Source organism: Streptomyces sp. NPDC046909 (assembly GCF_040644695.1).
GTDB lineage: Bacteria > Actinomycetota > Actinomycetes > Streptomycetales > Streptomycetaceae > Streptomyces.
On record NZ_JBEYXC010000001.1, the window covers coordinates 580,802 to 605,564 of the forward strand.

The 24,763-nt window shown below is 70.5% G+C and carries 19 protein-coding genes; 11 read left to right on the plus strand and 8 right to left on the minus strand.

Features of this window, described 5'->3' with window-relative positions:
• Nucleotides 1-2 precede the first annotated feature (2 nt).
• The 8 genes from ABZ928_RS02365 to ABZ928_RS02400 all read right to left on the minus strand — a co-directional run bounded on the left by ABZ928_RS02365 (nt 3) and on the right by ABZ928_RS02400 (nt 10,790).
• A complete protein-coding gene (locus tag ABZ928_RS02365; protein ID WP_361514574.1) occupies nt 3-806 on the minus strand; it encodes an ABC-2 family transporter protein in 804 nt (267 codons plus the stop codon).
• 1 nt (nt 807) lies between these two features.
• On the minus strand, nt 808-1,812 hold the full coding sequence (locus ABZ928_RS02370) for an ATP-binding cassette domain-containing protein (protein ID WP_361514575.1): 1,005 nt from the start codon (nt 1,810-1,812) through the stop codon (nt 808-810).
• Between the two features lie 124 nt (nt 1,813-1,936).
• Nucleotides 1,937-4,801, minus strand: coding sequence for a glycoside hydrolase family 2 TIM barrel-domain containing protein (locus tag ABZ928_RS02375; RefSeq protein WP_361514576.1), 2,865 nt, complete (start codon nt 4,799-4,801; stop codon nt 1,937-1,939).
• A 41-nt stretch (nt 4,802-4,842) separates the two neighbouring features.
• On the minus strand, nt 4,843-5,730 hold the full coding sequence (locus tag ABZ928_RS02380; RefSeq protein WP_361514577.1) for a carbohydrate ABC transporter permease: 888 nt from the start codon (nt 5,728-5,730) through the stop codon (nt 4,843-4,845).
• Nucleotides 5,727-6,692, minus strand: coding sequence for a sugar ABC transporter permease (locus ABZ928_RS02385; protein WP_361514578.1), 966 nt, complete (start codon nt 6,690-6,692; stop codon nt 5,727-5,729). Before ABZ928_RS02385 ends, ABZ928_RS02380 begins: the two co-directional genes overlap by 4 nt.
• 20 nt (nt 6,693-6,712) lie before the next feature.
• Entirely contained in the window at nt 6,713-7,969 is a 1,257-nt protein-coding gene (locus ABZ928_RS02390) for an extracellular solute-binding protein (protein ID WP_361514579.1), read from the minus strand.
• Between the two features lie 207 nt (nt 7,970-8,176).
• Nucleotides 8,177-9,421: an ROK family protein gene (locus ABZ928_RS02395; RefSeq protein ID WP_361514580.1), complete on the minus strand. Its 1,245-nt coding sequence runs from the start codon at nt 9,419-9,421 to the stop codon at nt 8,177-8,179.
• 115 nt (nt 9,422-9,536) lie between these two features.
• Complete coding sequence (locus tag ABZ928_RS02400) at nt 9,537-10,790, minus strand: FAD-binding protein (RefSeq protein ID WP_361514581.1); 1,254 nt, start codon at nt 10,788-10,790, stop codon at nt 9,537-9,539.
• A gap of 117 nt (nt 10,791-10,907) precedes the next feature.
• On the opposite strand from ABZ928_RS02400, the gene ABZ928_RS02405 reads away from it, so the two are divergent.
• The 11 genes from ABZ928_RS02405 to ABZ928_RS02455 all read left to right on the plus strand — a co-directional run bounded on the left by ABZ928_RS02405 (nt 10,908) and on the right by ABZ928_RS02455 (nt 24,744).
• The gene (locus ABZ928_RS02405) at nt 10,908-11,915 is read left to right on the plus strand and encodes a hydroxyacid dehydrogenase (RefSeq protein ID WP_361514582.1); all 1,008 of its coding nucleotides are present in this window, start codon (nt 10,908-10,910) and stop codon (nt 11,913-11,915) included.
• A 92-nt stretch (nt 11,916-12,007) separates the two neighbouring features.
• Entirely contained in the window at nt 12,008-12,706 is a 699-nt protein-coding gene (locus ABZ928_RS02410) for a pyridoxamine 5'-phosphate oxidase family protein (protein WP_361514583.1), read from the plus strand.
• Nucleotides 12,707-12,763: 57 nt separating this feature from the next.
• Nucleotides 12,764-14,095, plus strand: a complete 1,332-nt coding sequence (locus tag ABZ928_RS02415) for a radical SAM protein (protein WP_361514584.1) — start codon at nt 12,764-12,766, stop codon at nt 14,093-14,095.
• Between the two features lie 272 nt (nt 14,096-14,367).
• Nucleotides 14,368-15,852 (plus strand): cellulose-binding domain-containing protein, encoded by a 1,485-nt coding sequence (locus ABZ928_RS02420; RefSeq protein WP_361514585.1) that lies wholly within the window; start codon nt 14,368-14,370, stop codon nt 15,850-15,852.
• Between the two features lie 135 nt (nt 15,853-15,987).
• A complete protein-coding gene (locus ABZ928_RS02425; RefSeq protein WP_361514586.1) occupies nt 15,988-17,202 on the plus strand; it encodes an ROK family transcriptional regulator in 1,215 nt (404 codons plus the stop codon).
• Nucleotides 17,199-18,302, plus strand: coding sequence for an enolase C-terminal domain-like protein (locus ABZ928_RS02430; protein WP_361514587.1), 1,104 nt, complete (start codon nt 17,199-17,201; stop codon nt 18,300-18,302). Before ABZ928_RS02425 ends, ABZ928_RS02430 begins: the two co-directional genes overlap by 4 nt.
• Nucleotides 18,303-18,425: 123 nt before the next feature.
• Nucleotides 18,426-20,009: an ABC transporter substrate-binding protein gene (locus tag ABZ928_RS02435; RefSeq protein ID WP_361514588.1), complete on the plus strand. Its 1,584-nt coding sequence runs from the start codon at nt 18,426-18,428 to the stop codon at nt 20,007-20,009.
• A gap of 15 nt (nt 20,010-20,024) precedes the next feature.
• Complete coding sequence (locus ABZ928_RS02440) at nt 20,025-20,978, plus strand: ABC transporter permease (protein ID WP_361514589.1); 954 nt, start codon at nt 20,025-20,027, stop codon at nt 20,976-20,978.
• Between the two features lie 115 nt (nt 20,979-21,093).
• Nucleotides 21,094-21,942: an ABC transporter permease gene (locus tag ABZ928_RS02445; RefSeq protein ID WP_361514590.1), complete on the plus strand. Its 849-nt coding sequence runs from the start codon at nt 21,094-21,096 to the stop codon at nt 21,940-21,942.
• Entirely contained in the window at nt 21,939-22,670 is a 732-nt protein-coding gene (locus ABZ928_RS02450) for an SDR family NAD(P)-dependent oxidoreductase (protein WP_361514591.1), read from the plus strand. Before ABZ928_RS02445 ends, ABZ928_RS02450 begins: the two co-directional genes overlap by 4 nt.
• 136 nt (nt 22,671-22,806) lie before the next feature.
• On the plus strand, nt 22,807-24,744 hold the full coding sequence (locus ABZ928_RS02455) for a right-handed parallel beta-helix repeat-containing protein (protein WP_361514592.1): 1,938 nt from the start codon (nt 22,807-22,809) through the stop codon (nt 24,742-24,744).
• Nucleotides 24,745-24,763 lie beyond the last annotated feature (19 nt).

Genomic DNA, 24,763 nt, shown 5'->3' on the forward strand with positions numbered 1-24,763 from the left:
CCTCAGCCTCCTTGCGAGATCACTCGGCGGGCGGCGCGCCGCCACAACAGACGCGTGAACAGGGCCAGTACGACGACCCAGGCGCCCTGGATCGCCAACTGCGGCCAGGCGTCGGAGAGTTCGATGCGGCCGATGTAGATCGACAGGGGCGCGCTCAGCGTCGCCTGGAACGGCAGGAACGTGCTCAGCGTGATGAACCAGTCGGGGAAGAACCACAGCGGCGCGTACACGCCCGCCATGAGGTTCTGCGCGAAGATCAGGATGAGCATCGCGGCACCGTTGCGCAGGGTCCAGAAGCACAGCTGGTCGATGACGAGCATGACGTAGTACAGGACCCACTGGCCCAGCAGCAGACTCAGCGCGAACACCCCCGCCACGGCCGCCGACTTCGGGGGTTCCACCACACCGAGCGCCAGACAGACGGCGTATCCGCCGAGCGCCCAGGCGAGACCGTAGAGGCGCTCGCCGATCGCGCGCAGGGCGTAGTACCGCTGGGGCTTCAGCGGGCGCAGATACCAGTAGATGATCGTGCCGAAGTGCATGTGCTGGAGGACGGTGTCACGGCCCGCGTACTGGTCCAACTCCCGCAGCCGGGACGCCAGTACGGCCAGGACGGCGTAGGTCACCGCCTGGTCGCGGTCGAGGCCCGCCGTGGTGCCGGTGTTCTCGTACAGGCCGTGCCACAGGGAGGCCACCAGGACCACCTGGACGGTCAGGCGGAGCAGGGCGGCGGTCATGCGGGGCGGGGTGTGCAGTTCGCCGAGCGGGGTGACGCGGGCGGCGCGCCAGGCGTGGATCGCCGCCATGTCAGACACCGTCCGCATGGACGTAGGCGGCCCGCATCACGTCCTCCAGGTCCGCCTCGTCGAGCGCGATGTCCGTGACCTCGTACCGCTCGACGACCGCCTTCAGCGCCTGGTGCACGGTCGGCGCGCCGGCGCCCTCGCTGCCGTCCGGGCCGAACACCAGCCGGGCGCCGGTCTGTTGGAGCAGCGCGATGCCGGGCAGCGGGACGATCTCGGTGTGCGGGTCGGCGAGGGTGGTCCGTATCTGCCAGGTCGAGCCGAACTTGCGGCGGATCTCGTCGAGGGTGCCGTCGAGGACCAGGCGGCCGTGGTTGACCAGGACGACCCGCTCGGCGAGACGCTCGACCTCGGTCATGTCATGGGTGGTGAGCAGGACGGTACGGCCGCGCTGCTCGACCTGGTGCCGCAGGAACTCCCGCACCTGCTCCTTCACCACGACGTCCATGCCGATGGTCGGCTCGTCGAGGAAGACGACCGGCGGGTCGTGAAGGAGGGCGGCGGCCAGGTCGCTGCGCACGCGCTGGCCGAGGGAGAGATGGCGGACCCGGGTGTCCCAGAAGGAGGAGAGGTCGAGGAGGTCGTCGAACTCCTTGAGGCGGGCGGCGTGTTCGGCCTTCGGCACCTCGTAGATGTCCCGCAGGATCGCGAACGACTCGCGCACCGGGAGGTCCCACCACAGCTGGGTGCGCTGCCCGAACACGGCACCGATGTTGCGCGCGTTGCGCTCGCGTTCCTCGTACGGGACGACGCCCGCGACCCTGGCGTGTCCGGAGGTGGGGGTGAGGATGCCGGTGAGCATCTTGATGGTGGTGGACTTGCCGGCACCGTTCGGGCCCAGCAGGGCGAGGAGTTCGCCCGGGGCCACGTCGAAGGTGATGTCGGTGACGGCGTGCTTGGCGACCCGCTCCGGGTTGACCAGGGAACGGACCGCGCCGGTGAAGCCCGGTCGGCGGACGGTGGAGTGGAAGGTGCGGGAGAGTCCGCGGACCTCGATACTGCCAATCAAGTGACATCAACTCCCTTGTGTGCGAACAGAGTTGCGGCCGGTCGGCAAGGATGCCGACCGGCCGTGGACGACGTCCCGACGGTGTCGGAATGTCGATCAATCAGTCAATCGATTAATGGTTCTCTTACTCGGCGGTCGAGAAGACGAACGAGAACTCCGCCGGTTCCGCGCCGAGGTGGTACTGCGGCAGCGGGCCCGGGCCGCAGGACTGCGAGCCCACGCCGTGGTGGCCGTGGTCCAGGTTGACCCACACCGTCTCGCCCGGGACGAGGTCGGGGCGGTGGGTGGCCGCGTCCAGCTGCTCGGTCGTCCAGCGGCGGGCCGTGAACCAGAACTCCGGGTCGCCCTCGATCCGCAGACCGCCGATCTCGGCCCAGCGGACGTCGGCGCGGGCACCGTTCTCCTGCGGACGGACGTACGGCGTCTGAAGACTGTCCACAGTCGACCGCCAACGGCCGACCGTCGACGCCAGACGGCTGTCCGGATACGCCTCGCCGGGACCGCCGCCGAACCACTCCACCGCGTCCGCCTCGGCGAGCCCGAGCCGGATGCCCAGTCGGGGCAACGGCACCTGCCACTCGCCCTCGGGCGCCACGGACACCGTCAGCTTCAGCTTGTTGCCGTCGGAGGTCCAGCGGTAGACCGCCGCCAGGCCCACTTCACGCGCGGCCGGTGCCACCCGGGTGCGGACCGTCAGCGCGTCGTCGGACAGCTCCACCGCGTCCAGCCGATGCCGCATCCGGTGCAGTCCGACGGCGCGCCACAGCTTGCTGTAGCAGATGCCGCCGTTCCACTCGCCCTCGTCGTTGTCGGTGGTCGCCCGCCACACGTCCAGGCGCGGGCTCTCCACCGCGACCCCGCCGATCGACTTCAGCGCACCCGTACGGGCGTCGAAGGCGGCCGGGCCGAGGGTGATCCGCCGCTCGCCCGCGTCGAGCGCCGGGCCGTCGGTGGGCGCGACGGTCGGCAACGCGCGTGCGGTGACCGGGACTTGGCCCCACGCCACCACATGGCCCTTCGGCCCCCACGCCGTCTCGTCCGCCAGCACCGCCCGCACGGTCCATCGCGTCTCCGCGCCCCGCGCGTCCGCCGCCGGCTCCGGCAGCTTCACCTCGGCCGTCTCGCCGGGCCGCAGCGCGGGCACCGACAGCGAGCCGGACTCCACCGCCTCGCCCTCGACCTCGTACGACCACGCGAAGGCGAGCGCCGACAGATCGGCGAAGTCGTACTTGTTGGTCACGCGTACGGCGCCGCCGTCGCCCTCGATGCGGACCGGCTCGATGACCTTCTTGAACTCGATCAGCCCGGGGGACGGCGTGCGGTCGGGGAAGATCAGGCCGTCGCAGACGAAGTTGCCGTCGTGCAGTTCCTCGCCGAAGTCGCCGCCGTAGGCGTAGCCCAGCTCGGGATGCTCGATGCCGTGGTCGATCCACTCCCAGATGAAGCCGCCCTGGTTGCGGTCGTACTTCTCGAAGAGCTCCTGGTAATCGGCGATGCCGCCGGGGCCGTTGCCCATGGCGTGGCCGTACTCGCACTGGATGAAGGGGAGCTGGCGGCGCTTGAGGGTGCCGCCGTCGAGCCGCTCGCCGATCTTCTCGACCTCGGCGTGGTCGGCGTACATCCGTGAATAGACGTCCGTGTCACGGCAGTTCCAGTCGCCCTCGTAGTGCACGAGGCGGGAGGAGTCACGGCCGTGGATCCACTCGGACATCGCGGTGAGGCCGCGCCCTGTGCCGGCCTCGTTGCCCAGCGACCAGAAGACGATCGACGGGTGGTTCTTGTCGCGCTCGACCATCCGGGATGCGCGGTCCAGGAGGGCCGGGGTCCAGCGGTCGTCGTCGACGGGGTTGTCCCGCCAGTCCTGTTCCCCGAAGCCGTGGGTCTCCAGGTCGCACTCGTCGACGACCCACAGGCCGTACTCGTCGCACAGGTCCAGGAAGGCCGGGTGCGGCGGGTAGTGCGAGGTGCGGACGGCGTTGATGTTGTGCCGCTTCATCAGCAGCACGTCCTCGCGCATGGTCGCGAGGTCGAGGGCGCGGCCCCTCTCGGGGTGCCACTCGTGGCGGTTGACGCCCTTGAGGAGGATCGCCCTGCCGTTGACCTTGATCAGGCCGTCCTCCAGGGCGATCGTGCGGAAGCCGATCCGCAGCGGGACCCGCTCGCCCTCGGTGACCAGCTCGCCGTCGTACAGCTGCGGGGACTCCGCCGTCCATGGCTCGACCGCGACGGTCACCGGCTCACCGGTCGTGACATCGATGTCGAGCGCGGGGACCCGCACCCGCCCGTCGACGTCCGAGTCGACGCGCAGGGTGCCCTCGCCGGTGACGTGGTCGTAGTCGGCGTGCACGAAGAAGTCCAGGACGCCGCCCGCCGGGCGGTGCAGCAGCGTGACGTCCCGGAAGATGCCGGGCAGCCACCACTGGTCCTGGTCCTCCAGATACGAGCCCGCGGACCACTGGTGGACCCGTACCGCCAGCACATTGCCCGCGGGCTTCAGCAGATGGCCGACCGCGAACTCGTGCGGCACCCGGGAGCCCTTGAACTCGCCGATGTCCGTCCCGTTCAGCCAGACCCGGGCGCAGGACTCGACCCCGTCGAAGCGGATGACCGCCTCGCCCTCGGACCGGTCCGGCCAGTCCGCCGGCAGGTCGAAGACCCGCAGGTGGTCGCCGGTCGGGTTCTCCGTCGGCACGTGCGGCGGGTCCACCGGGAAGGGGTACACGACGTTCGTGTAGATGGGCGAACCGTGCCCTTGCAGGACCCAGTGCCCGGGGACCTGGACCTCGGCCCAGTCCCCGGCGTCGTAGCCCTCCTCGGCGAACGAGTCGTCCTCGGCGTCGATGGTCGGCGACACGCGCAGCCGCCAACTACCGTTGAGGGAAAGGGACTTGGCGTCCGAGGACGCGCACCAGGCGCGGGGCGGAAGGGCCCCGCTGCCGGGCGATACGTCCTCTACGTAGTCGACGTCTGTGGTGGTGCGGAAAGACATCGGTCTCCAGGTCGGTCTTGTGGAACGGGGGTGTCGGGGCCTCAGCCCTTGATGCCCGTCTGCGCGATCCCCTGCACCAGCCAGCGCTGGAGGAAGAGGAACACGAACACGAGGGGCAGGATCGAGATGGCCGTCGCCATGAAGATCAGGTGGTAGTTGACGGTCTGGTTGGTGGCGTACGAGGAGAGCGCGACCTGCACGGTCCACGCACTGGGGTCCTGGCCGATGACCAGGGGCCACAGGAAGGCGTTCCAGCCCGCGATGAACGTGATCGTCGCGATCGCCGCGAAGAAGTTCAGCGAGTTGGGCACCACGACACGCCAGTACGCACCCCAGTAGCTGAGTCCGTCCACGCGCGCCGCCTCCTCCAGCTCCTTGGGGAACCCCAGGAAGTACTGCCGGAACAGGAAGCAGGTGAAACCACTGAACAGGCCCGGGATGATCAGACCGCGGTAGGTGTCCACCCAGCCGAGCGAGGAGACGAGCACGAAGCTCGGCACGAAGGTCACGGCCGTGGGCACCATCAGGGTGGCCAGGACGGCGTAGAAGACCTTGTTGGCGTGCCGGTACGGGATACGGGCGAGGCCGTAGCCGGCCAGCGAGCAGACCAGCAGGATGCCCGAGGTGTGCAGGACGGCGACGACCAGGGAGTTCCACATGGAGCGCGCGAAGTCGACGGTGACGTCGTCGAACGGCTCCTTGATGTTGCTCCACTGGATGTCGGTGGGGAACCACTTCCATTCCTCGCCCGTGATCTCCGGGTCCGTCATGAAGGCGTTGCGGACGATCAGATAGAACGGGACGAGGAAGAGAAGCGCGGCCACGCCGGTCGCGACATACAGGCCGGTGCTGCTCATGACGCCGCCGAGACGCCTGGCCTTGACCGGCTTCGCGGGAGCCTTGCCGACATCGGGTGCTGTGGTGGTCACTGGGACTCCTCACCCCTTCCGAAGCCCATGATCTTGCCCTGGAGGAGCGTGACGAGGCAGATCAGCGCGGTGAGCACCAGGGCGCCCGCGCTGCCCGCGCCGTAGTTCTGGTTCTCGCCCAGAGCCATCTTGTACAGCTCGACCAGCGGCGGCATGCCCCAGGTCGCCTTGCCCAGCAGGATGAAGAACTCGTCGAAGGCCTGGTACGCGGCGATGAGCAGCAGCAGGATCACCGCGGTCGACGTCGCCCGCAGCTGGGGCAGTGTGATGTACCGGAAGGTCTGCCAGCCCGGCTTGGCGCCGTCGATGGCGGCGGCCTCGTACAGCTCGCGCGGGATGTTCTGGAGCGCCGCGAGGAAGAGGATCATGTAGAAGCCGGACTGGAGCCACAGCCGGACGGTCACGATGACCAGCCAGTACCACGGCGGGTCGGGGTTGCCGAGCCAGGCGATGTTGTCGACGCCGAACCAGCCGATGACCGTGTTGGCCAGGCCGAAGCGGACGCCGTTGAAGATGGACATCTTCCAGATCAGCGCGGCGGCCGCGTAGCTGACCGCGGTCGGCAGGAAGAAGACCGACCGGAAGAACGCCTTCATGAACCGCAGCCGGTTCACCAGCAGGGCGAGACCGAGGGACATGGCCCAGGTGGTCGGCACGATGAAGGCGGCGAACACGGTGAAGGTGACCAGGGAGTTCCTGAAGTCCGTGTCCGACAGGATCGTCCGGTAGTTCTCGAGCCCGACGAACTCGCTCGGGGTGACCGTGAACCGGGCCTCGAAGAAGCTCAGATAGAGGCTCCAGCCGATCGGTACGAACACGAAGACGATCAGGCCGATGAGGAACGGCCCTGTGAAGAGCCAGAAGTTGAAGGTGCTGCTCGCCCTCAGGCCCCGCCGCGGCCGGTCCTTGGAGACCTTGGCCGGGGCGGGGGAGGCGACCCCGCGTGTGGTGGTGGTCGACATGTCGAGATCCGTCCGCCGGCCTATCCGAACAGCTTCTTGAGTTCGGTGTCGACCTTCTTCTCGGCCGCGGCGAGCTGGGACTTCGGGTCCTCGTTCTTGCGGACGGAGTTCGCGATCACGTCGTTGACCGCGGCGATCATGGCCTGGGTCCAGCCGATGTTGTCGAAGTGGCCGAACTCGTTGAAGAGCTTCACGCCCTCGGCCGGCAGGCCCGTCTTGAGCTTGGTGGCGGTCTCGGCGATGGATGTGCGCGGCGGGATGTGGAAGCCGTAGGAGAGCGCCCAGTCCTCCTGGTACTTCTTCTGCTCGATCCACAGCCACTTGACGTATTCCTTGGCCGCGTCGACGTTCTTGCCCTTGGCGTTGACGAACATCGACCAGCCGCCGTTGGTGACCGACTGCTTCCCGGCGGAACCGACCTTCGGGAAGGGGAAGATGCCGATGTCGTCGCCGAGCGCCTCGATCATCGCGGGCATGGCCCACATGCCGCACCACTGGATCGGGGTCAGGCCCTGGGTGAAGGCCGACGGGTCCCACCAGTCGGTGGGGGCGTCGAGCAGCAGGTTGCCGCTGGTGAACAGGGAGCGCAGCTGCTTGAGGCCTGCGGCGACCTCGTCGGTGTTGAAGGCGGGCTTGTTGTCGGCGGTGAGGGTGTCCGCGCCGGCCGACCAGATCAGCGGGTTCTGCACGGTGGTGAGGTCGTTGCCGAGGAAGGCGCCCTTGACCTTGCTGGTGGTCAGCTTGTCGGCGGCCTCGAGCAGCTCTTCCAGCGTCTGCGGGACCTCGATCTTGGCCTTCTCGAACACCGACGGCCGGTAGAAGAAGAACTGCGGGTCGTCGATCATGCGGACGCCGTATATCTTCCCGTCGACCGTGTGCGACGCGATGTCGGCCTGGTTGAAGTCGCTCTTGACCGGCTCGATGATGTCGGTCAGGTCGGCCACCTGACCGCTCTTGATGAGCTGGATCTGCGGGTGGAACTCGAAGACGTCGGGCGCGTTCTTGGTGAGCAGCGCGGCGAACAGCTTCTGCTCGAAGTTGTTGCCGGTGATCCACTGGGTGGTGATGTTGGCGTCCTTGTAGGCCTTGGCGTACCGCTTGATGGCCTGCTCGGTGCCCGCCTCGCCGTAGGCGTGGAAGTACTGCACCAGGCTGTCGCCGGAGCTGCTGCGGCCGGTGTTCCCGCCGCACGCGGCCAGGGTCCCGGCGGCGGCCATGCCGGCGGCGGCCCGGAAGAGGGATCGGCGGGACCAGTTGGTGTTGCTCGATGCCGACATGCTGACGTCCTTGTCTCGAGTACGGCTGCGGCTCAACGCCCATGGCTCAAAAGGAGTTGCGGTGCGGGACGTTAACCTTCGGCTAAGGCTTCGGCAAGGGGTTGGACGAAGCCTGTTCGAAGCGTTGTGTGACGTTCGGGATGCCGGACGTCACGAGGTGCGGGCCGTCGTCCGGGCGGCCCGCGATCCCCTTACAGGGGTGCGGAGTTACTGCCGGTGCCGCGCTTTGGCCCGCACCGGAGCGGAGCGTTTGGACTGCCTCTGCCCGACGGACTGGAGTGCCCCTTCCAGCGCGAACGTCGCCGCGCCCAGGCACACCGGGTCGGTGGGGATCGGGGAGAGGACGATCTCGGTGGCGGCCATCGGCCGGGGCAGCGCGTGCCGGGCGACGGCCTCGCGCACCTCCGCGACCAGTGACTCGCCGAGGGCGGCCGCGACCCAGCTGCTGAGCACGATCACCTCGGGGTTGAACAGATTGACCAGGTTGGCGATCCCGGCGCCGAGATAACGGACGGTGTGCCGCAGGGCGTCGACCGCCACCGGGTCGTCCCGTCGCAGCCCCTCGGCCAGCGCGGCGATCGTGGCCGTCTGGTCGTCCGGATGCAGCAGCGGGCTGTCGGGGCTCAACTCCCGCAGATTCAGCATGATTCCGGACGCGCCGACGTACGCCTCCACACAGCCGTGTTTGCCGCAGCGGCACTCCCGGCCGTCCAGCACGATCGTGGTGTGGCCCCACTCACCCGCGCTGTTGCTGACACCCCGGTGCAGCCCGCCGCCCAGGACGAGTCCGGCGCCCACGCCGGTCCCGAGGTTCACCACCACGGCGTTCCCGCGCCCGCGCGCCGCCCCGAACCACAGCTCGGCCACCGCGGAGGCCCGCAGCGGATTGTCCAAGTACAGGGGGTACGCGATGTGTTCGGTGAGCAGATCGAGCAACGGCACGTCGTGCCAGTCCCAGTTGGGCGCGTACTCGGAGAACCCGGTGTCCCGGTCCACCTGACCCGGCACGCTCACCCCGACCCCGAGGACACGCGCGCCCTCTACGCCGGCCTGCGCGACCACCTGGCCGACCACCGCCGCGACATGCCCGACGACCTGCTCGGGCAGGCTCTCCCCGGGCCTTACGTCCTCCTCGGCGCGGGCCAGCACGTTCAGCGCGAGGTCGAACAGTTCGACATGGACGTACGTCTCCGCGATGTCGACGCCGATCAACGCGCCCCCCGACGCGTTGACCGCGACGAGTCCCCGGGGGCGCCCGCCCGCCGAGTCCTCGAACCCGACCTCCGTGATCATCCGGAGGTCGAGCAGTTCACCGACGAGCGTGGCGACCGTGGCCAGGCTCAGCCCGGTGGCGGCCGCCAGCTCCTGCCGGGAGGTGGGCGACGCGGCGATGATCTGGCGCAGCACCTCATAGCGGTTCGCGGTGCGGATGTCACGTGAGGTGCGCTTCATCGGGCCGTGCCCCCATCCCTTCGGCTCCCGCCGGGACGACATCGGCACCGGCGCGGCGCAAGGCTATGGCCCGCCGGACCTTTCGACAAGGGGTTAGGAAAGGGGCTTTATAAAGTCAGTCGGCGAGCACTTCCCGGACAAACGCGTTGGCGAATTTTGCGTCAGGGTCCAGGTCGTCCGCAAGCGCCCTGAAGTCGTCCAGCCTCGGATAGCGGCCGCGCAGGACCGCGCCCGGCGTGGTGAACACCTTCCCCCAGTGCGGCCGCGGCGCGAAGCCGTCCAGCGCCTCCTCCAGCCGCCGTACCACCGGCAGTACGGCCGCCGTGTCCTCGATCCAGGTGAAGTGCAGCGCCACCGTGTCCCGCCCGTATGCCGGGCTCAGCCACTGCTCGTCGGCGGCGACCGTACGCACCTCGCAGGTCTGCAATACACCGGCGACGGTCTCCCGGATACCGTCGATCGCATACAGCGCGTCGACGGCATACCGCCGCGGCAGCAGATACTCCGACTGGAGCTCCGCCCCGCTGCTCGGCGTGAACTCCGCCCGGAAGTGTGGCAGCCGCTCGTGCCAGGGCCCCGGCACCCCGAACTGCTCGGTGCAGTTGACCGCGGGCATCCCCGGCACCGGGTGCAGCTTCTCCGTCGCGGGCGCGGCCCACGGGAAGCCGTCGAGCGGCTGATCCGTCCGCCGCTTCAGCCACACCTGCCTGAAGCCCGGCTCCCGCCAGTCCGTGAACAGGCTGACGCTGTACGCCGCCGACATGACCGTCTCGAAGGTCCCCGAGTCCAGCCCGTCCAGCGGCAGTTCGGTGAACACGTACTGCTCGACCTCGTAGGCCGGCTCCAGGTCCAGCGTCAGCGCGGTGACGACACCCAGGGCGCCCAGCGAGGTCACGGCGCCCCCGAACCGCGCGTCGCCGCGCCCGATCGTCACCGTCGATCCGTCGGCGACGACCAGCTCCACCTCCCGCACCGCCGAACCCAGCGGACCGTTGCCGACACCCGAACCGTGCGTCCCCGTCGCCACCGACCCCGCGACCGAGATATGGGGCAGCGAGGCCATGTTGGGCAGCGCGAACCCCTGGGCGTGGACCGCGCGGGCGAGTTCCGCGTACCGCACACCGCCCCCGACCCGCACCGTGCGCTGCGCCGAGTCCACCTCGATCACCGGAGGGAAGCCGGCGATCGACAACAGGACGCCCTCCGGGCCCGGTTCGGCGATCTCGTTGAAGGAGTGCCCGCTGCCCAGCACCCGCACCTTGGCGCTCCCGGCCACGAGGGCGCGGAGCGTGTCGAGCGAGTAGGGGCGGTGCAGTTCCTTCGCGCTGTAGGTGATGTTGCCCGCCCAGTTGGCGACCGTCTCCGTCATCCCTGTCGTTCCTTTCATGCAGTGCAGGTCCGTTGACCCTCTCATCCGCCCCCGCCTAACGTGGAGAACGACGTAGAGAGCGGTTTCTATCCCTTTCCTCGACCGGGGGTCACCACCTTGCCCGAGCGTCCGCAGGCGCTGTTCGCCATGACCGCCGCCAACCTCCCGCAGGTCTTCCCGCCGGAGGTACTGGCACGGCTGAGGAAGTCGGTGGACATCGACCCGGACGTCGTCGCCGAGGACTTCACCGACCCGCGCGTCCGCGAGACCCTCGCCCGCACGGAGATCCTCGTCACCGGCTGGGGCTGCCCCCGCATCGACACGACTGCCCTCGACGCCGCTCCGGGACTCCGCGCGGTCCTGCACTCCGCGGGCTCGGTCAAGGGCTTCGCCACACCGGAGATCTGGCGGCGCGGCATCCAGGTCTCCTCGGCCGCCGAGGCCAACGCCCTGCCCGTCGCCGAATACACCCTCGCCATGATCCTCCTCGCCGGGAAGGACCTCTTCGTCGCCCGCGAGCACCTGCGCACCTCACGCGCCCACCCCGGCTGGGGCATCGTCCCCGGCATCGGCAACCACGGCCGCCGGGTCGGCGTCATCGGCGCCTCCCGGATCGGCCGCCGGGTGCTGGAACTGCTGCGCCCCTTCGACCTGGTGCCCGCCCTCACCGACCCGTACGTCGACGAGGCGCGGGCCGCCGAACTCGGCGTACCCCTCGTGCGGCTCGACGACCTCCTGCGCACGTCGGACATCGTCACCATCCACGCCCCCGAGACCCCGGAGACGCGCCACCTCATCGGACGCCGTGAGCTGTCCCTGATGCCCGACGGGGCGGTCCTGATCAACACCGCGCGCGGCGGCCTCGTCGACCACGACGCCCTCGCCGGCGAACTCCGCTCCGGGCGCCTCAGCGCGATCCTCGACGTCACCGACCCCGAGCCGCTCCCCGCCGACTCACCGCTCTACGACCTCCCGAACGCCTTCATCACCCCGCACCTCGCGGGCTCCCAGGGCAACGAGCTGGGGCGGCTCGGTACGGCGGTGGCGGAGGAGGCGGAGCGGCTGGTGTCGGGCGGGAGGCCGGCGTATCCGGTGGAGCTGGCGGGGCTGGAGCGGGGGGCCTGAGTTCTGCGGATTTCGTCGTGCGGGGCGCGATCGAGTATCCGTATTCGTAAAGATCTGGCGATCCCCGCGCGATATCAGTAGCGTCCCTCGTCATGACCCTCGACCCGCTCGATCCGCTCGACCTGCCTGACCCACTGGATTCCTTCCCCGAGACCGACCTCACCCGCCACCGCCGCCTCCGCGACCAGGGCAGCCTCGACCGCGCCGACCTGAACGCCATCCTGGACGCGGGCTTCGTCTGTCACCTCGGAGTGGTCGTCGAGGGCCGCCCGCTGGTCGTGCCCACCGTGTACGGGCGCGACGACCGGCAGCTCTACCTCCACGGCTCGGTGGCGAGCCGCAGTCTCTGCGGCGGCGTCCCCGTGTGCGTCACCGTCACCCACGTCGACGGACTGGTCCTCGCCCGGTCCGTCTTCGAGCACGGGGTGAACTACCGCAGCGCGATGATCCACGGAGAGGCCCGCAAGGTCACCGACCCGGGGGAGAAGCTGGAGGGGCTGCGCCGGCTCACCGAGCATGCCGCGCCAGGGCAGTGGTCGTACGCCCGGAGCCCGAACCGCAAAGAACTCGCCGCGACCACGCTCCTCGCCCTCTCCCTCGAAACGGCCTCCGTCAAGATCCGCACCGGCCCGCCGGAGGACGGCGACGGGCCCGACGCCGAACTCGGGCTCTGGGCCGGGACCCTGCCCCTGACCTCGGTCTGGGGCGCGCCCGTGGCGGACCCTCTGCTGCCGTCGGGGATCCCCATACCAGGACACATCGCGCGCCACGGGGGGACCCGGCACGGCTGACCGCCGAGGGGAGGCATACGGTGGGGAGTCGAACGCCTGAGCCGGGAGGAGAGTCGGATGGGCAGCCGTACCGCACTGGTCGAGGATCTGATGGAGCGGTTCCCGCACGTACCGCGGGAAGCCGTCTTCAAAGAGGACCTGCTGCGAGGTGGCGTGGCCTTCGACCCGTCCGCCCTCAGCGACAACGAGGGCGGGGAGGTCAAGCCGAAGTCGTACTTCATCTTCTCCTTCGACCACGGCACCCTGCCCGAGCTCGGCGAGGCCGCGCTGCGCCGGCCGCCGGAGGAGATCATCCTCACCGGCGGGCCGTACGACCTGCGCCGCACCGTCGTCTCGGTGCGCGTGAACCCGACGTCGCCGTACCGCGTCGCCGCCGACGACGAGGGCATGCTCGGCCTCTACCTCGACGGCAAGCGGATCGCCGATGTCGGGGTGCCGCCGATGCCGGAGTACTACAAGCACAAGCTCTCCAACGGGAAGTCCGTCATGGAGGTCGCGCCCACCATCCAGTGGGGGTACCTCATCTACCTGACCGTCTTCCGGGTCTGCCAGTACTTCGGCGCCAAGGAGGAGTGCCAGTACTGCGACATCAACCACAACTGGCGCCAGCACAAGGCCGCCGGACGGCCGTACACGGGTGTCAAGGACGTCGACGAGGTCCTTGAAGCCCTGGAGATCATCGACCGGTACGACACCCAGAAGGCGTCCACCGCCTACACGCTCACCGGCGGCGCGATCACCAAGACGGTCGGCGGCCGGGACGAGGCGGACTTCTACGGGCGGTACGCCAAGGCCATCGAGGAGCACTTCCCGGGGCGCTGGATCGGCAAGGTCGTCGCGCAGGCGCTGCCCAAGGACGACGTGCAGCGGTTCAAGGACTACGGCGTGCAGATCTACCACCCCAACTACGAGGTGTGGGACGAGTATCTGTTCAAGATGTACTGCCCCGGCAAGGAGCGGTACGTCGGCCGCGACGAGTGGCACAAGCGGATCCTCGACTCGGCGGACATCTTCGGCGCCCGCAATGTGATCCCCAACTTCGTGGCCGGCGTGGAGATGGCCGAGCCCTTCGGCTTCAAGACGGTCGACGAGGCCATCGACTCCACCACCGAGGGGCTGCGCTTCTTCATGTCGCACGGCATCACACCCCGCTTCACCACCTGGTGCCCCGAGCCGACCACCCCGCTCGGCAAGGCCAATCCGCAGGGCGCGCCGCTGGAGTACCACATCCGGCTGCTCCAGGCGTATCGCCAGACCATGGAGGACTTCGGTCTCTCCTCGCCGCCCGGATACGGTGAACCCGGGCCCGGCCGTGCCGTGTTCTCCGTCAGCTCCTTCATGGACAGCCTCCCCGCTCACGAGCCCGCTCAGGAGCCGGTGGAGGCGTAATCGGGGGAGCGCGAACAGAACAGTCAGGGCCCGGATCGAGACGTCCGGGCCTTTTCTGCGTATGTCTCCAGGAGCAACAGGAGTAACTCCAGGAGCAACACGCACAACAGGGGCAACACGGTGTGGGCGTGCGCAGACGCCCGGTAACCAGATTTGAATAGTGAGCTTGTCAGTTGTGTGGAACCCGTGAAAAGCTCGGGCGCTGTCGCGAGGTTCCCCACAACTCCATTGCCAATAAGGTGAGTTGACCTCGCTTTCCATGCAGGAGTCTGATGCCCGACCTGCCGACCCCCCAGGACGCCACCGAGGCCGCGCTGTTCACCGAGTGCTGGGACGCGGTGCTCTCGTACGCCGACCTGTGCACGGCCGGCTCCGAGGCCGCCACCCAGCTGGCCACGGAGGCGTTCGCCCTCGGTATGCGCGAGGCCCGCACCGACGCCGGCGGCACCGTCAGGAGTGCCGGCCGGCGTGCGCCCCGGCTGCCCGTGATCCCCTTGCTGCTGACGGCCGTTCGCGCCACGGCGGCCGACTGGGAGTCCGGCGGTCAGGGGCACCGGCTCGACCCCGATCTGCGGCTGTGGCTCAACTCGGCGAAGGCCGACCGCTACACCGGCCCGCCACTGCAACGCCCGCTCGCCGCACGGGGGTTGCGCGACTTGCAGGAGGCCGACGCCGATCTGCTGTGGCTGGCCGAGGTGGAGGCGCTGCCGCTGCCCGTGGTGGCCCGCCGGCTCGGCCTCGACCCGGCCAACATCGCCGAGGAACTGAACCAGGTGCGCGGCCTGTTCAGGGACCGCAGCCACCGCAACCACCTCGACACGCCGATGGACGCGCAGTGCCGCAGCTACGCCCGCCTCCTCGACGCCGTCACCCGCTCGTCGGCCGCCGACACCCCGGGCGACCTCTCCCGCCACCTCGCCACCTGCGTGCAGTGCGCCGAGGCCGCCGCGTGTCTGCGGCTGCACGGCGGCGGACTGCCCGGCGCGCTCGCGGGCGGAGTGATCGGCTGGGGCGGCCTCGCCTACCTGGAACGCAGGCGCCGCGCCGCTGAGGTACGGCTGGGCGCCGGCCGCCCGGAACCGATCGAGGCCAGGCCCGTCGACCCCGGCGCGCAGCGGGCGCGGGTCGTGCGCAACGGGCTGCTCGTCACCGCCGTACTCGTCTCGCTGCTCGCCCTCGCCGTCTCGGTGATGCCGATGGGCGGCGGCAGCATGGACGACGGCGCCGCCACCCCGGGCGACTCCGCCGACCGCCAGCCGGTGGCCGACCCCGGCGCCCCCCTGCCGTCACCGTCGTCGTCCTCCGCGACCGACCGCCCTTCCGCGTCCCCCGCGCCCTCCGGCAGCACCACCCCCCGCAAGGAGAACCCCGACCCGGAACCCCAGGGCACCACCTCCTCCACCGCCCGCGACGACGAACCGGCCCCCAGCGAGAGCGCGGCGGCCACCTGCGAGGTCCGCTACGACCTCGTCAACCAGTGGCCCGACGGCTTCCAGGCCAGCGTCACGGTCACCACCGACGAGGCCCTCGACAGCTGGCGCGTCGCCTGGTCCTTCGACGACGGCCAGAAGGTCGGCCAGATGTGGGACGCCACCTTCGCCCAGAACGGCTCCCGGGTCACCGCCACCGCCGCCGACTACAACAAGTCCGTCGCCGCGGGCAGCAGCCTCTCCTTCGGCTTCCTCGCCTCCTGGCAGGGCACCAACTCCCCGGCGTACGACTTCACGCTCAACGGCCGCAGCTGCGCCACGTCCTGACCGCGCCACCGCACCTGTCCACCTGCCGAGATCTTCGGCGGTGGCGGTTGCGCGCCGACCCCTGGCTGACTTAATTTCTGAAATTAAGTAGAACGGTCAAGGCCGAAGAGTTAGAAGAGTCAGGGGGAGCGCCCGATGAGAGCGGAAGGCATGCGCCGCGGCAACGCCTCGGCGGTCCTGCGCGCCGTCCTCGCCGACGGCCCGCTCTCCCGCGCCGACATCGCCCGTCGTACGGGGCTGTCGGCGCCCAGCGTCACCAAGCTCACCGCCGTCCTCGCCGAGGCCGGGCTGCTGGCCGAACACGCCCCGCTGGAGGCGACCCAGGGGCGACCCCGGGTCCCGGTCGGCATCGCCGCGGGCGGACCGGCCGCGCTCGGCATCCACATCGGTCTGCTGCGCACCACGCTCGGCCTGGTCGCCCTCGACGGCACCGTGATCTCGCAGCACGTTCTCGACCACGACGGCGACCTCGACCCGCGCCGCATCGCCGACCAAGCGGCGGCCGGGGCAGGGGAGTTCCTCGCCGCGCGGCTCGGCGCCCGCACCCTCCTCGGTACCGGCATCAGCCTCGGCGGCTGGGTCGACGGCGACACCGGCACCGTCGTCGAGCACAGCGCGCTCGGCTGGGACGACGTACGGCTGCTGGAGCTGCTGGACGGGCGGGTGCCGGGACCGGTCCTGCTCGACCAGAACGTACGGGCCGCCGCCCGCGCCGAGTTGTGGTTCGGCGCCGGGCGCGAGGTCGACGACTTCGTGTACGTCTTCTTCGGAAACATCCTCGGCGCGGCCGTGGTCGTCGACCGCTCGGTGCACCGCGGCCCGGGCGCGGCGGCGGGCGGCATCGAGCACCTCCCGGTCAGCGGCGTCGAGGGCGGCCCGTGCGCCTGCTGCGGCGCCGCCTGCCTGTCGGCGGTCGCCAGCGACGCGGCCCTCGTGACACGGGCCCGCGAGCTGGGCATCCTCGCCGCGACCGACGAACACCTCCCGCTGGAACGGATCGTGGCCGCCGCCCGCCCCGCCGGAACCGGCACGGGCGACGTCCGCGCCCAGGACCTGCTCCGCACCCGCGCCCGGCACGCCGGCCGCGCCGTCGCCACCGTCGCGGACCTCCTCAACCCGAGCCGCGTCATCCTCGCCGGCGGCATCGTCGCCGCCGACGAGTACCTCACCGACCTGCGCGAGGAGGTCAACAGCCGGGTGCACCGCGGCTGGAACGCCGACGAGCGGATCGTGCCCAGCACCTTCGGCACGGGCACGCTGGTCGTCGCCTCGGCGATCCCGCTGCTGGAGGGCGTCTATCTGGACCCGCTCGCGCGCTCGGGCGTGGACGAGCAGGAGGTGGCGTCGTGAGCGCTGCGCTGTCTCCCGCCGAGTGCTGGGAGTTGTTCCGGGTCGCCGTGAGCGCGCGGACCGAGTGGCTGGTGCTGCGGGTCGGCGGCGCGGACGGCTCGTACGGGTACGGGGAGTGCTCGGACGCCGGTTCACTGGACGCCGTACTGAAGGAACTCGATGTACTGAAGGAATTCGGTGCACTGAAGGAACTCGACGGCTGCCCGGGTGACGAGGGCTTCGTCGCGATCACCGTACGAGGCGGCCTCGAACAGGCTCGGCTGGACCGCGAGGCGCGGCGGACCGGAGTACCGCTGCGGCGGCTGCTGACCGGTGAACAGCCTCCGCAGCGAGTGGAGTTGTACGCCAACATCAACCGCGCCCCCGGCGGCCGCACCCCGCGCGAGGTCGCCCGGGTCGCCGAGGCGGCCGTACGCGACGGCTTCCGGGCGGTCAAGCTCGCCCCCTTCGACACCCCGGACACCGAGGGGCGGCGCACGCTCGCCGAGATCGGCCTGGACCGGGTACGTGCCGTCCGGGACGCCGTCGGGGACCGGGTGGATGTCATGGTCGACGCCCACGAACGCCTCACCCTCGCCGAACTCACCTCGCTCCTGCGGCCGTTCGAGGAACTGGACCTGCACTGGCTGGAGGACGGCGTGGGCATCGGACGCCCTGCCGAACTCGCCGAGCTGCGGTCCCGCACCGAACTCCCGCTCGCCGGAGGCGAGTTCGCCTCCCGGGCTGCGGAGGTTCACCCCGTACGCGGACTGCTCGATGTCTTCCTGCCCGACGTGAAGCACGCGGGAGGACCGCGGGCCGCGCTCGAACTGGCCGCTCACTCGGGCACGGCCCGCATCTCCCACCACAACCCCTCGGGCCCCGTCGCCACCCTGCACGCGGCCCAGCTCACGCCCGCGCGGCTCGCCGAACGCCTGGAATACGCCTACGGCGAGGTCGACTGGCGCCCCGACCTCGTGCACGGCGCCGAACGCGTCCACGACGGCCGGCTCACCCTGACCGACGCCCCCGGCATCGGCCTCGAACTCGACACCGAGCACCCGGCGGTCACCCGAGTGTGGAGCGGGCGCCTCGAACCGCGCCCGTCCTGTCGCGCCTGACGTCCGCCTCAGCCCCGCACAGCTGACGCTCCCTCAACTCATCGGCCCCGGCCGACCTTTCACCTGCCTGCACATCACCACCTGCCTGCACGTCACCTGCCTTCCCAACCCCGGAGTTCCGTCATGCCTTCGCACACCCCTGCCCGCACGCCCGAGAGACTCGTCCTGTCCCGCCGTGGCCTCCTCGCCGCGATCGGCGTCGGCGGCGCCCTGCTCGCCGTCCCCGCCTGCCGCAGCGCCGCCGAGGAGTCCACCGGCAAGGGCAGCGCGCGGAAGGGCGGCACGCTGAAGATCGCGCAGACCGCCGACATCGCGCCCGCGACCCTCTTCGGCCAGAACAACCCCAACTTCACGATCGCGCGCACGGTCTTCAACACCCTGACCGAGTACGACCACAAGACCCTCGACCCCAAGCCCGGCCTCGCCGAGTCCTGGACCATCGCCGCCGACCAGAAGTCGATCACCCTGAAGCTGCGCAAGGGCGTCACCTTCCACAGCGGCCGCCCCTTCACCTCCGCGGACGTCGCCTTCGCCCTGGAGAACCTCACGAAGGAGACCACCGCCTCCCAGCTCAAGCACGTGGCTCTCGCCATCGAGAAGATCACCGAGGACGACGAGCACACGATCACCCTCGACCTGGCCCACCCGGTCAGCAACCTCTTCGACCTCTTCGAGATCCTGCTCATCGTCGACAAGGAGTCCATCGACGAGCTGCTCAAGGGCACGAAGATCATCGGCACGGGCCCGTTCGAGGTCGCGAACTACACGCCCGGCACCGGCTTCGAGCTGAAGAAGTACGACGGCTACTGGGAGAAGGGCGTCCCGAGCCTCGACGCCGTCGAGGTCACCGTCGTCGGCCAGTCCTCCTCGATGGTCTCCTCCCTGCGCTCCGGCGGCACCCACCTCCTCGTCGACGTGGCCCCCCTGGACGCGGCGGCCGTCAAGGGCGACGACCGCTTCGAGGTCACCGTCTCCGACGCCCACGACTCCGGCTTCTACGTCGCCTCCAACGTCAAGGTGAAGCCCCTCGACGACAAGCGCGTCCGCCAGGCCGTCGCCTGGGCCGTCGACCGCGACCGCATCCTCAGCCAGGTCCTCGGCGGCATCGGCACGGTCACCTCCCTGCCCTGGGCGACCAGTTCACCCGCCTACGACAAGACCAAGGCCGCCCACTACCGCCGCGACCTGGCCAAGGCGAAGGCGCTCATCAAGGAGGCGGGCGCGAGCGGCAAGACCGTCAAGGTCGTCTACAACGCCGGTCTCGCCACCAACGCCAAGATCGCCGAGATCGTCCAGTACGACCTGACACAGATCGGCCTGAAGGCGAAGGCCGAACCGCTCCAGGCCCCCGACTTCCTCGCCAGGCTCCAGTCCGGCGCCCTGCCCGGCCTGTTCATCAACGGCCACGGCTTCGGCCAGCTCCACCCGGCCACCCTGGTCAAGGGCGCGTTCCCCTTCAACGCCGAGAAGAACGCCTCCAACTTCGACAGCGACGAGTACCGCGCCCTCGCCGACGCGCTGTGGAAGGCCACGGAGGAGTCGGCGGCGAAGGAGGCCTCCGACCGGCTCAACGACCTCCTCCTGGAGGAGCAGTTCGTCTCGGACCTCGTCGCGAGCTCGCACACCTTCACCCGCAGCACCAAGGTGCGGGGCCTGAACTGGACGATGTACGACTACCTCGACCTCGACGCGACCACGGTCGGCTGAGGCCGGTCTCCCGCCATGCTCCGCTACGCCCTCCGCCGCGTCCCGTCCGCCCTCCTGGTGCTGGCCGTGGCGTCCGTGCTGGTCTTCGGTGTCCTCCGGCTCGCCCCGGGGGACCCGGCCGTCGTCCTCGCCGGCCCGGACGCCTCCCCGGCCACGGTCGCCGAGGTCCGCGCCTCCCTCGGCCTCGACTCCCCGCTGCCCGCCCAGTACTGGACCTGGCTCACCGGCCTCCTCACCGGCGACCTCGGCACCTCCTTCATCCTGGGCGCCCCCATCGCCACGCTCATCGGCCACGGCCTCGGCAACACCCTCGAACTCACCGCCGCCGCCCTGCTGCTGGCGCTGACCTTCGGGGGAGCGGCGGGCGTCGCCCTGGGCACGGCCCGGCGTCCGCTCGTCCGCCGCCTCCTCGGCGGCGCGGTGAACCTCGCCCTCGCCGTCCCGCCGTACGTCACCGGCGTCGCCCTCGTCCTGGTCTTCGCCGTCACCTTCCCCCTGCTCCCCGCCGCCGGTCACGAGTCCCTGCTCGCCGACCCGGTGATCGGCGTCCAGTACCTGCTCCTCCCCGCCCTGTGCCTCGCCCTGCCCACGGGCGCGGTCCTGGCCCGCTTCCTCGCCACGTCCCTCCGCAAGGCCGGCCAGGAGGACTACGTACGCACGGGACACGGCAAGGGCCTGTCCCCCCGACGCCTCCTGGCCCGGCACGTCCTACCGGGCGCCCTGCCCCCGGTCGTCACCGTCCTCGGCATCCAGACCGGGCAGCTGCTCGGCGGGGCGATCGTCGTCGAGGCGGTCTACGCCTGGCCGGGGCTCGGACAGCTCCTGCTCCAGGCAGTGCTCGGCCGGGACTACCTCCTCGTCCAGGACCTGCTGCTCTTCGCGGTGGCGGTGTTCGTGGCACTCCAGACGCTCACCGACCTGGTACAGGCGGGGCTGGACCCCCGGGTGCGGATCGGAGGGGCGGGGTGAGCGGCGCCACCGCGTCACCGGGCCGCAGCGCGCCACGAGGTGGCCTCCCGGCCCGAGGACGTCGCAGAGGTACAGGCACCCTCGCGCGACCGCCGGTGCGTGCCGGAGGCGCCTCATGAGCACCGCCCTCGCCCTCCGCGGCCGGGTACGCCGAGTCACCCGCTCCCGTGCCCTCGCCTCGCCCGCCGCCCGCTGGGGCCTCGCCCTCGTGCTCCTGCTGACGCTGGCCGGGTTCGCCGCACCGCTGCTCACCTCCTACTCGCCGCTCACCCAAGGCCCGGACGCCCTGCTCGGCCCGAGCACCGAACACCCCCTCGGCACCGACGAGTTCGGCCGCGACCTGCTCAGCCGGACCCTGTACGGCATCCGACTCGACCTCCTCGTCGCCGCCACCGCCGTCCCCCTGGGCGCCCTCGTCGGCATCACCCTCGGAGTGCTCTGCGCACTCCACCCCGCCCTGGACGTCGTCCTCCAGCGGGCCTTCGACGTGATGCTGGCGTTCACCGCGCTGATCCTCGGCGTCACGCTGGCCGCGCTGCTCGGGCCGGGCACGGCGGCCGTGTTCTGGACCGTCACGGGTATCAACGTTCCGCTGTTCGGGCGCATCGCGCGGGACGCCGTCCGCTCGGAGCAGGACCGGGAGTACGTGCTCGCGGCGGTCGCGCTGGGGGCCGGGCGGGTGCGGATCCTGTTCGGGGACATCCTGCCGAACATCCTCGACGCGCTGATCGTGCAGGCCGCGCTGTCCCTGTCCACGGCCGTGTTCGTCGAGGGCGCCATGAGTTTCGTCGGCATCGGGGTCACCCCGCCCACGCCCTCGCTCGGCGCCCTGCTGCGGACCGGCGCGACCTTCCTGAACGGCAGCCCGGCGTACGCGCTCGGTCCGATTGCCGTGGTCACGGCGCTCGTGATCGGCTTCAACCTCCTGTCCGACGGGCTGAACAAGGGGTTGCTGAAACGATGACCACCACCGCCGTCGTCACCGGTGCCGCCCGTGGCATCGGGCGCGCCATCGCCGCCGAACTCGCCCACCGCGGGCATCCGGTCGTGGCCGTCGACATCCTGGAGTCCGTACGGGACATCGCCGACCCGCGGATCCGGCCCGTCGTCGCCGACCTCACCGCCCCGGACGCACCCGCCCGGATCCTGGCCGCCGCCGGCCCGGACGCGGGCGTCCTCGTCAACTGTGCCTTCGCCGAGGAACGCGCCTCCCTCCTCGACGGCACCGAGGACGGCTGGCAGCGCACCCTCGACGTGAGCCTGCACGCCGCCGTACGCCTCTCCCGCGCCTTCGCCGCCCCGCTGATCGAGTCGGGCCGGCCGGGCGCGATCGTCAACATCGCCTCCGTGCACGCCTCGTTCGCCGCCGAAGGCTTCGGCGCGTACTCCGCCGCCAAGGCCGGACTCGTCGCCTTCACCCGCACCGCCGCCCACGAGTGGGGCCCGCACGGCATCCGTGTCAACGCGGTCGCCCCCGGCCTGGTCCTGGTCGAGCGCAACGCCCATCTGGCCGCGGACCCCGAGGAGTTGGCCGAGCGGGTCCGGCCCTATCCACTGCGTCGCCCCGGACAGCCCCATGAGGTGGCCCGGGCCGTCGCGTTCCTCGCCGGGGACGACGCCTCGTTCGTCACCGGTGCCGTACTGCCCGTCGACGGCGGACTGTCCGCCCGTATCCCGGAGGTGTCCCTGTGACCCGACGTATGCCCCGACGCACGACCGGACGCGTGGCCCGATGTAGGACGACGCCCCACGCCGCATACCCAGTCGTCCCCTTCATCCCCCTCGCCCCCCTCGTCCACCCCCTTCCCGTCCTCCACGGAGTCCCTCCATGCGCCTGCGCAGAACCGCCCTGCTCGTCTGCCTGACGGCCCTCGGCACCGGCCTCGCCGCCGCGTCACCCGCCCAGGCCGCCGCCACGACCTACTACGTCGACTGCTCCGCCGCCTCCAACGGCAGCGGCACCTCCACCTCCCCCTACAACTCCCTGACCTCGCCCAACGCCCTGACCCTCACGGCCGGCGACCAGGTTCTCCTCAAGCGCGGCACGGCCTGCTCCGGCCAGTTCGCCCCCGACGCCACCGGAACCGCCGCCGCACCGGTCGTCATCGGCGCCTACGGCACCGGCGACGCGCCCGCGATCAACGCGGACGGCGAGGTCAACGCCGTACTCCTCGACAACACCCCGTACACCACCGTCCAGGACCTGGAGCTGACCGCCGACGGTGACAACACCGCCTACCGGCGCGGGGTCTACGTGTACGCGAAGGACGCGGGCCTCGTCAGCGGCATCACGCTCCAGCGCCTCGACGTCCATGACGTACGCGGTGTCCTGCCCGCCACGGTCAGCGGCAACTACCACGGCACCGGCAAGTACGCGAACGCCACCGGCGGCATCGTCATCGAGGCGCAGGGCACCACCACCCCGACCGCGTTCGCGGACACCAGCGTCCTCGACAACGAGATCCACTCCGTGGACCGCGAGGGCATCTACACCTGGTCCAACTGGTGCAAGCGCGACCAGCTCGCCGCGTTCTGGCAGGACTCCCTGTGCTTCGCCGACTGGAAGGCGTCCACGGGTCTCGTCGTCCGCGGCAACGATCTTCGGGACATCGGCGGCGACGGCATCGTGGCCAAGGGCCAGGACGGGGCGCTCGTCGAGCACAACACCGTCACCGGGTTCAACGAGCGGGCCGGCAGCGTCAACATCGGTATCTGGACCGCGAACAGCGACAACGGCGTCTTCCAGTACAACGAGGTCTCCGGCGGCAACACCACCAAGGACGGCCAGTCGTACGACGTCGACCACTCCACGAAGAACACCCTGTTCCAGTACAACCTCTCCCACGACAACGACGGCGGGTTCTTCCTGCTCTGCCCGTACGACACCCCGGTCACCGACTTCGTGATCCGGTACAACATCTCCGTCAACGACCGCACCCGCACCTTCCAGGTGTGCAGCGGCCAGATCGACGGCGGGCAGATATACAACAACACCATCGCGGTCGGCAGCGGGCTCAGCCCCGTCTTCCTCACCGAATCCACCTCCGCCTCCCTCGATCTGGCCTTCACCGACAACATCGTTCGCAAGACCGGCAGCGGTTCACTCAGCTGGAACTTTTCTGATGCGGGCGTCACCTTCGACCACAACGCCTTCTACGGCGTCACCGCCCCGACCGGTGCGACCAACACCGTCAGCACCGCACCCGGCCTGGTCGCCCCCGGCACCCGCGACCCCCACGGCTACCGGCTGATCAGCGGTTACGGCACCCTCGGCACCGGCGCGGTCGTCGCCGACAACGGCGGGCTCGACTACTACGGCAACACCGTCTCGTCGACCGCCGCCCCCAACATCGGCGCGTACAACGGCAGCGGTACGGCCACTCCCGTACTGACCGACATCTTCGACACCCTCTCCTCCTCGTGGACCGTCACCGGCACCGCCGCCGTCGCCGCCGACCCAGCGGGCGACCTGGGCAACTCCGGGAAGCTGACCGGTACTTCCTCCCTCACCCGGTCCCTCTCCGGGAGCACCTCGCGCCGGGTCGCGGCGCTCGTGCGGTCCGACTCGGCGTCCGCGCCCGTGACGGTCGAGGTGCTCGACTCCTCGGGCACGGTCGTCGGTAGGGCCACCGCCGCCGACACCACGGCAGGGGAGTGGCACCGCGTCGAGCTGACCGCTCCGGCCACGGCGACGACGCTGCGGCTGCGCGCCACGTCGAGCGGGACGTCGTACGTGGACGATGTGATCGTGCAGCCGGTCGGCTGAGCCGGCGGCGGCCAGGCGC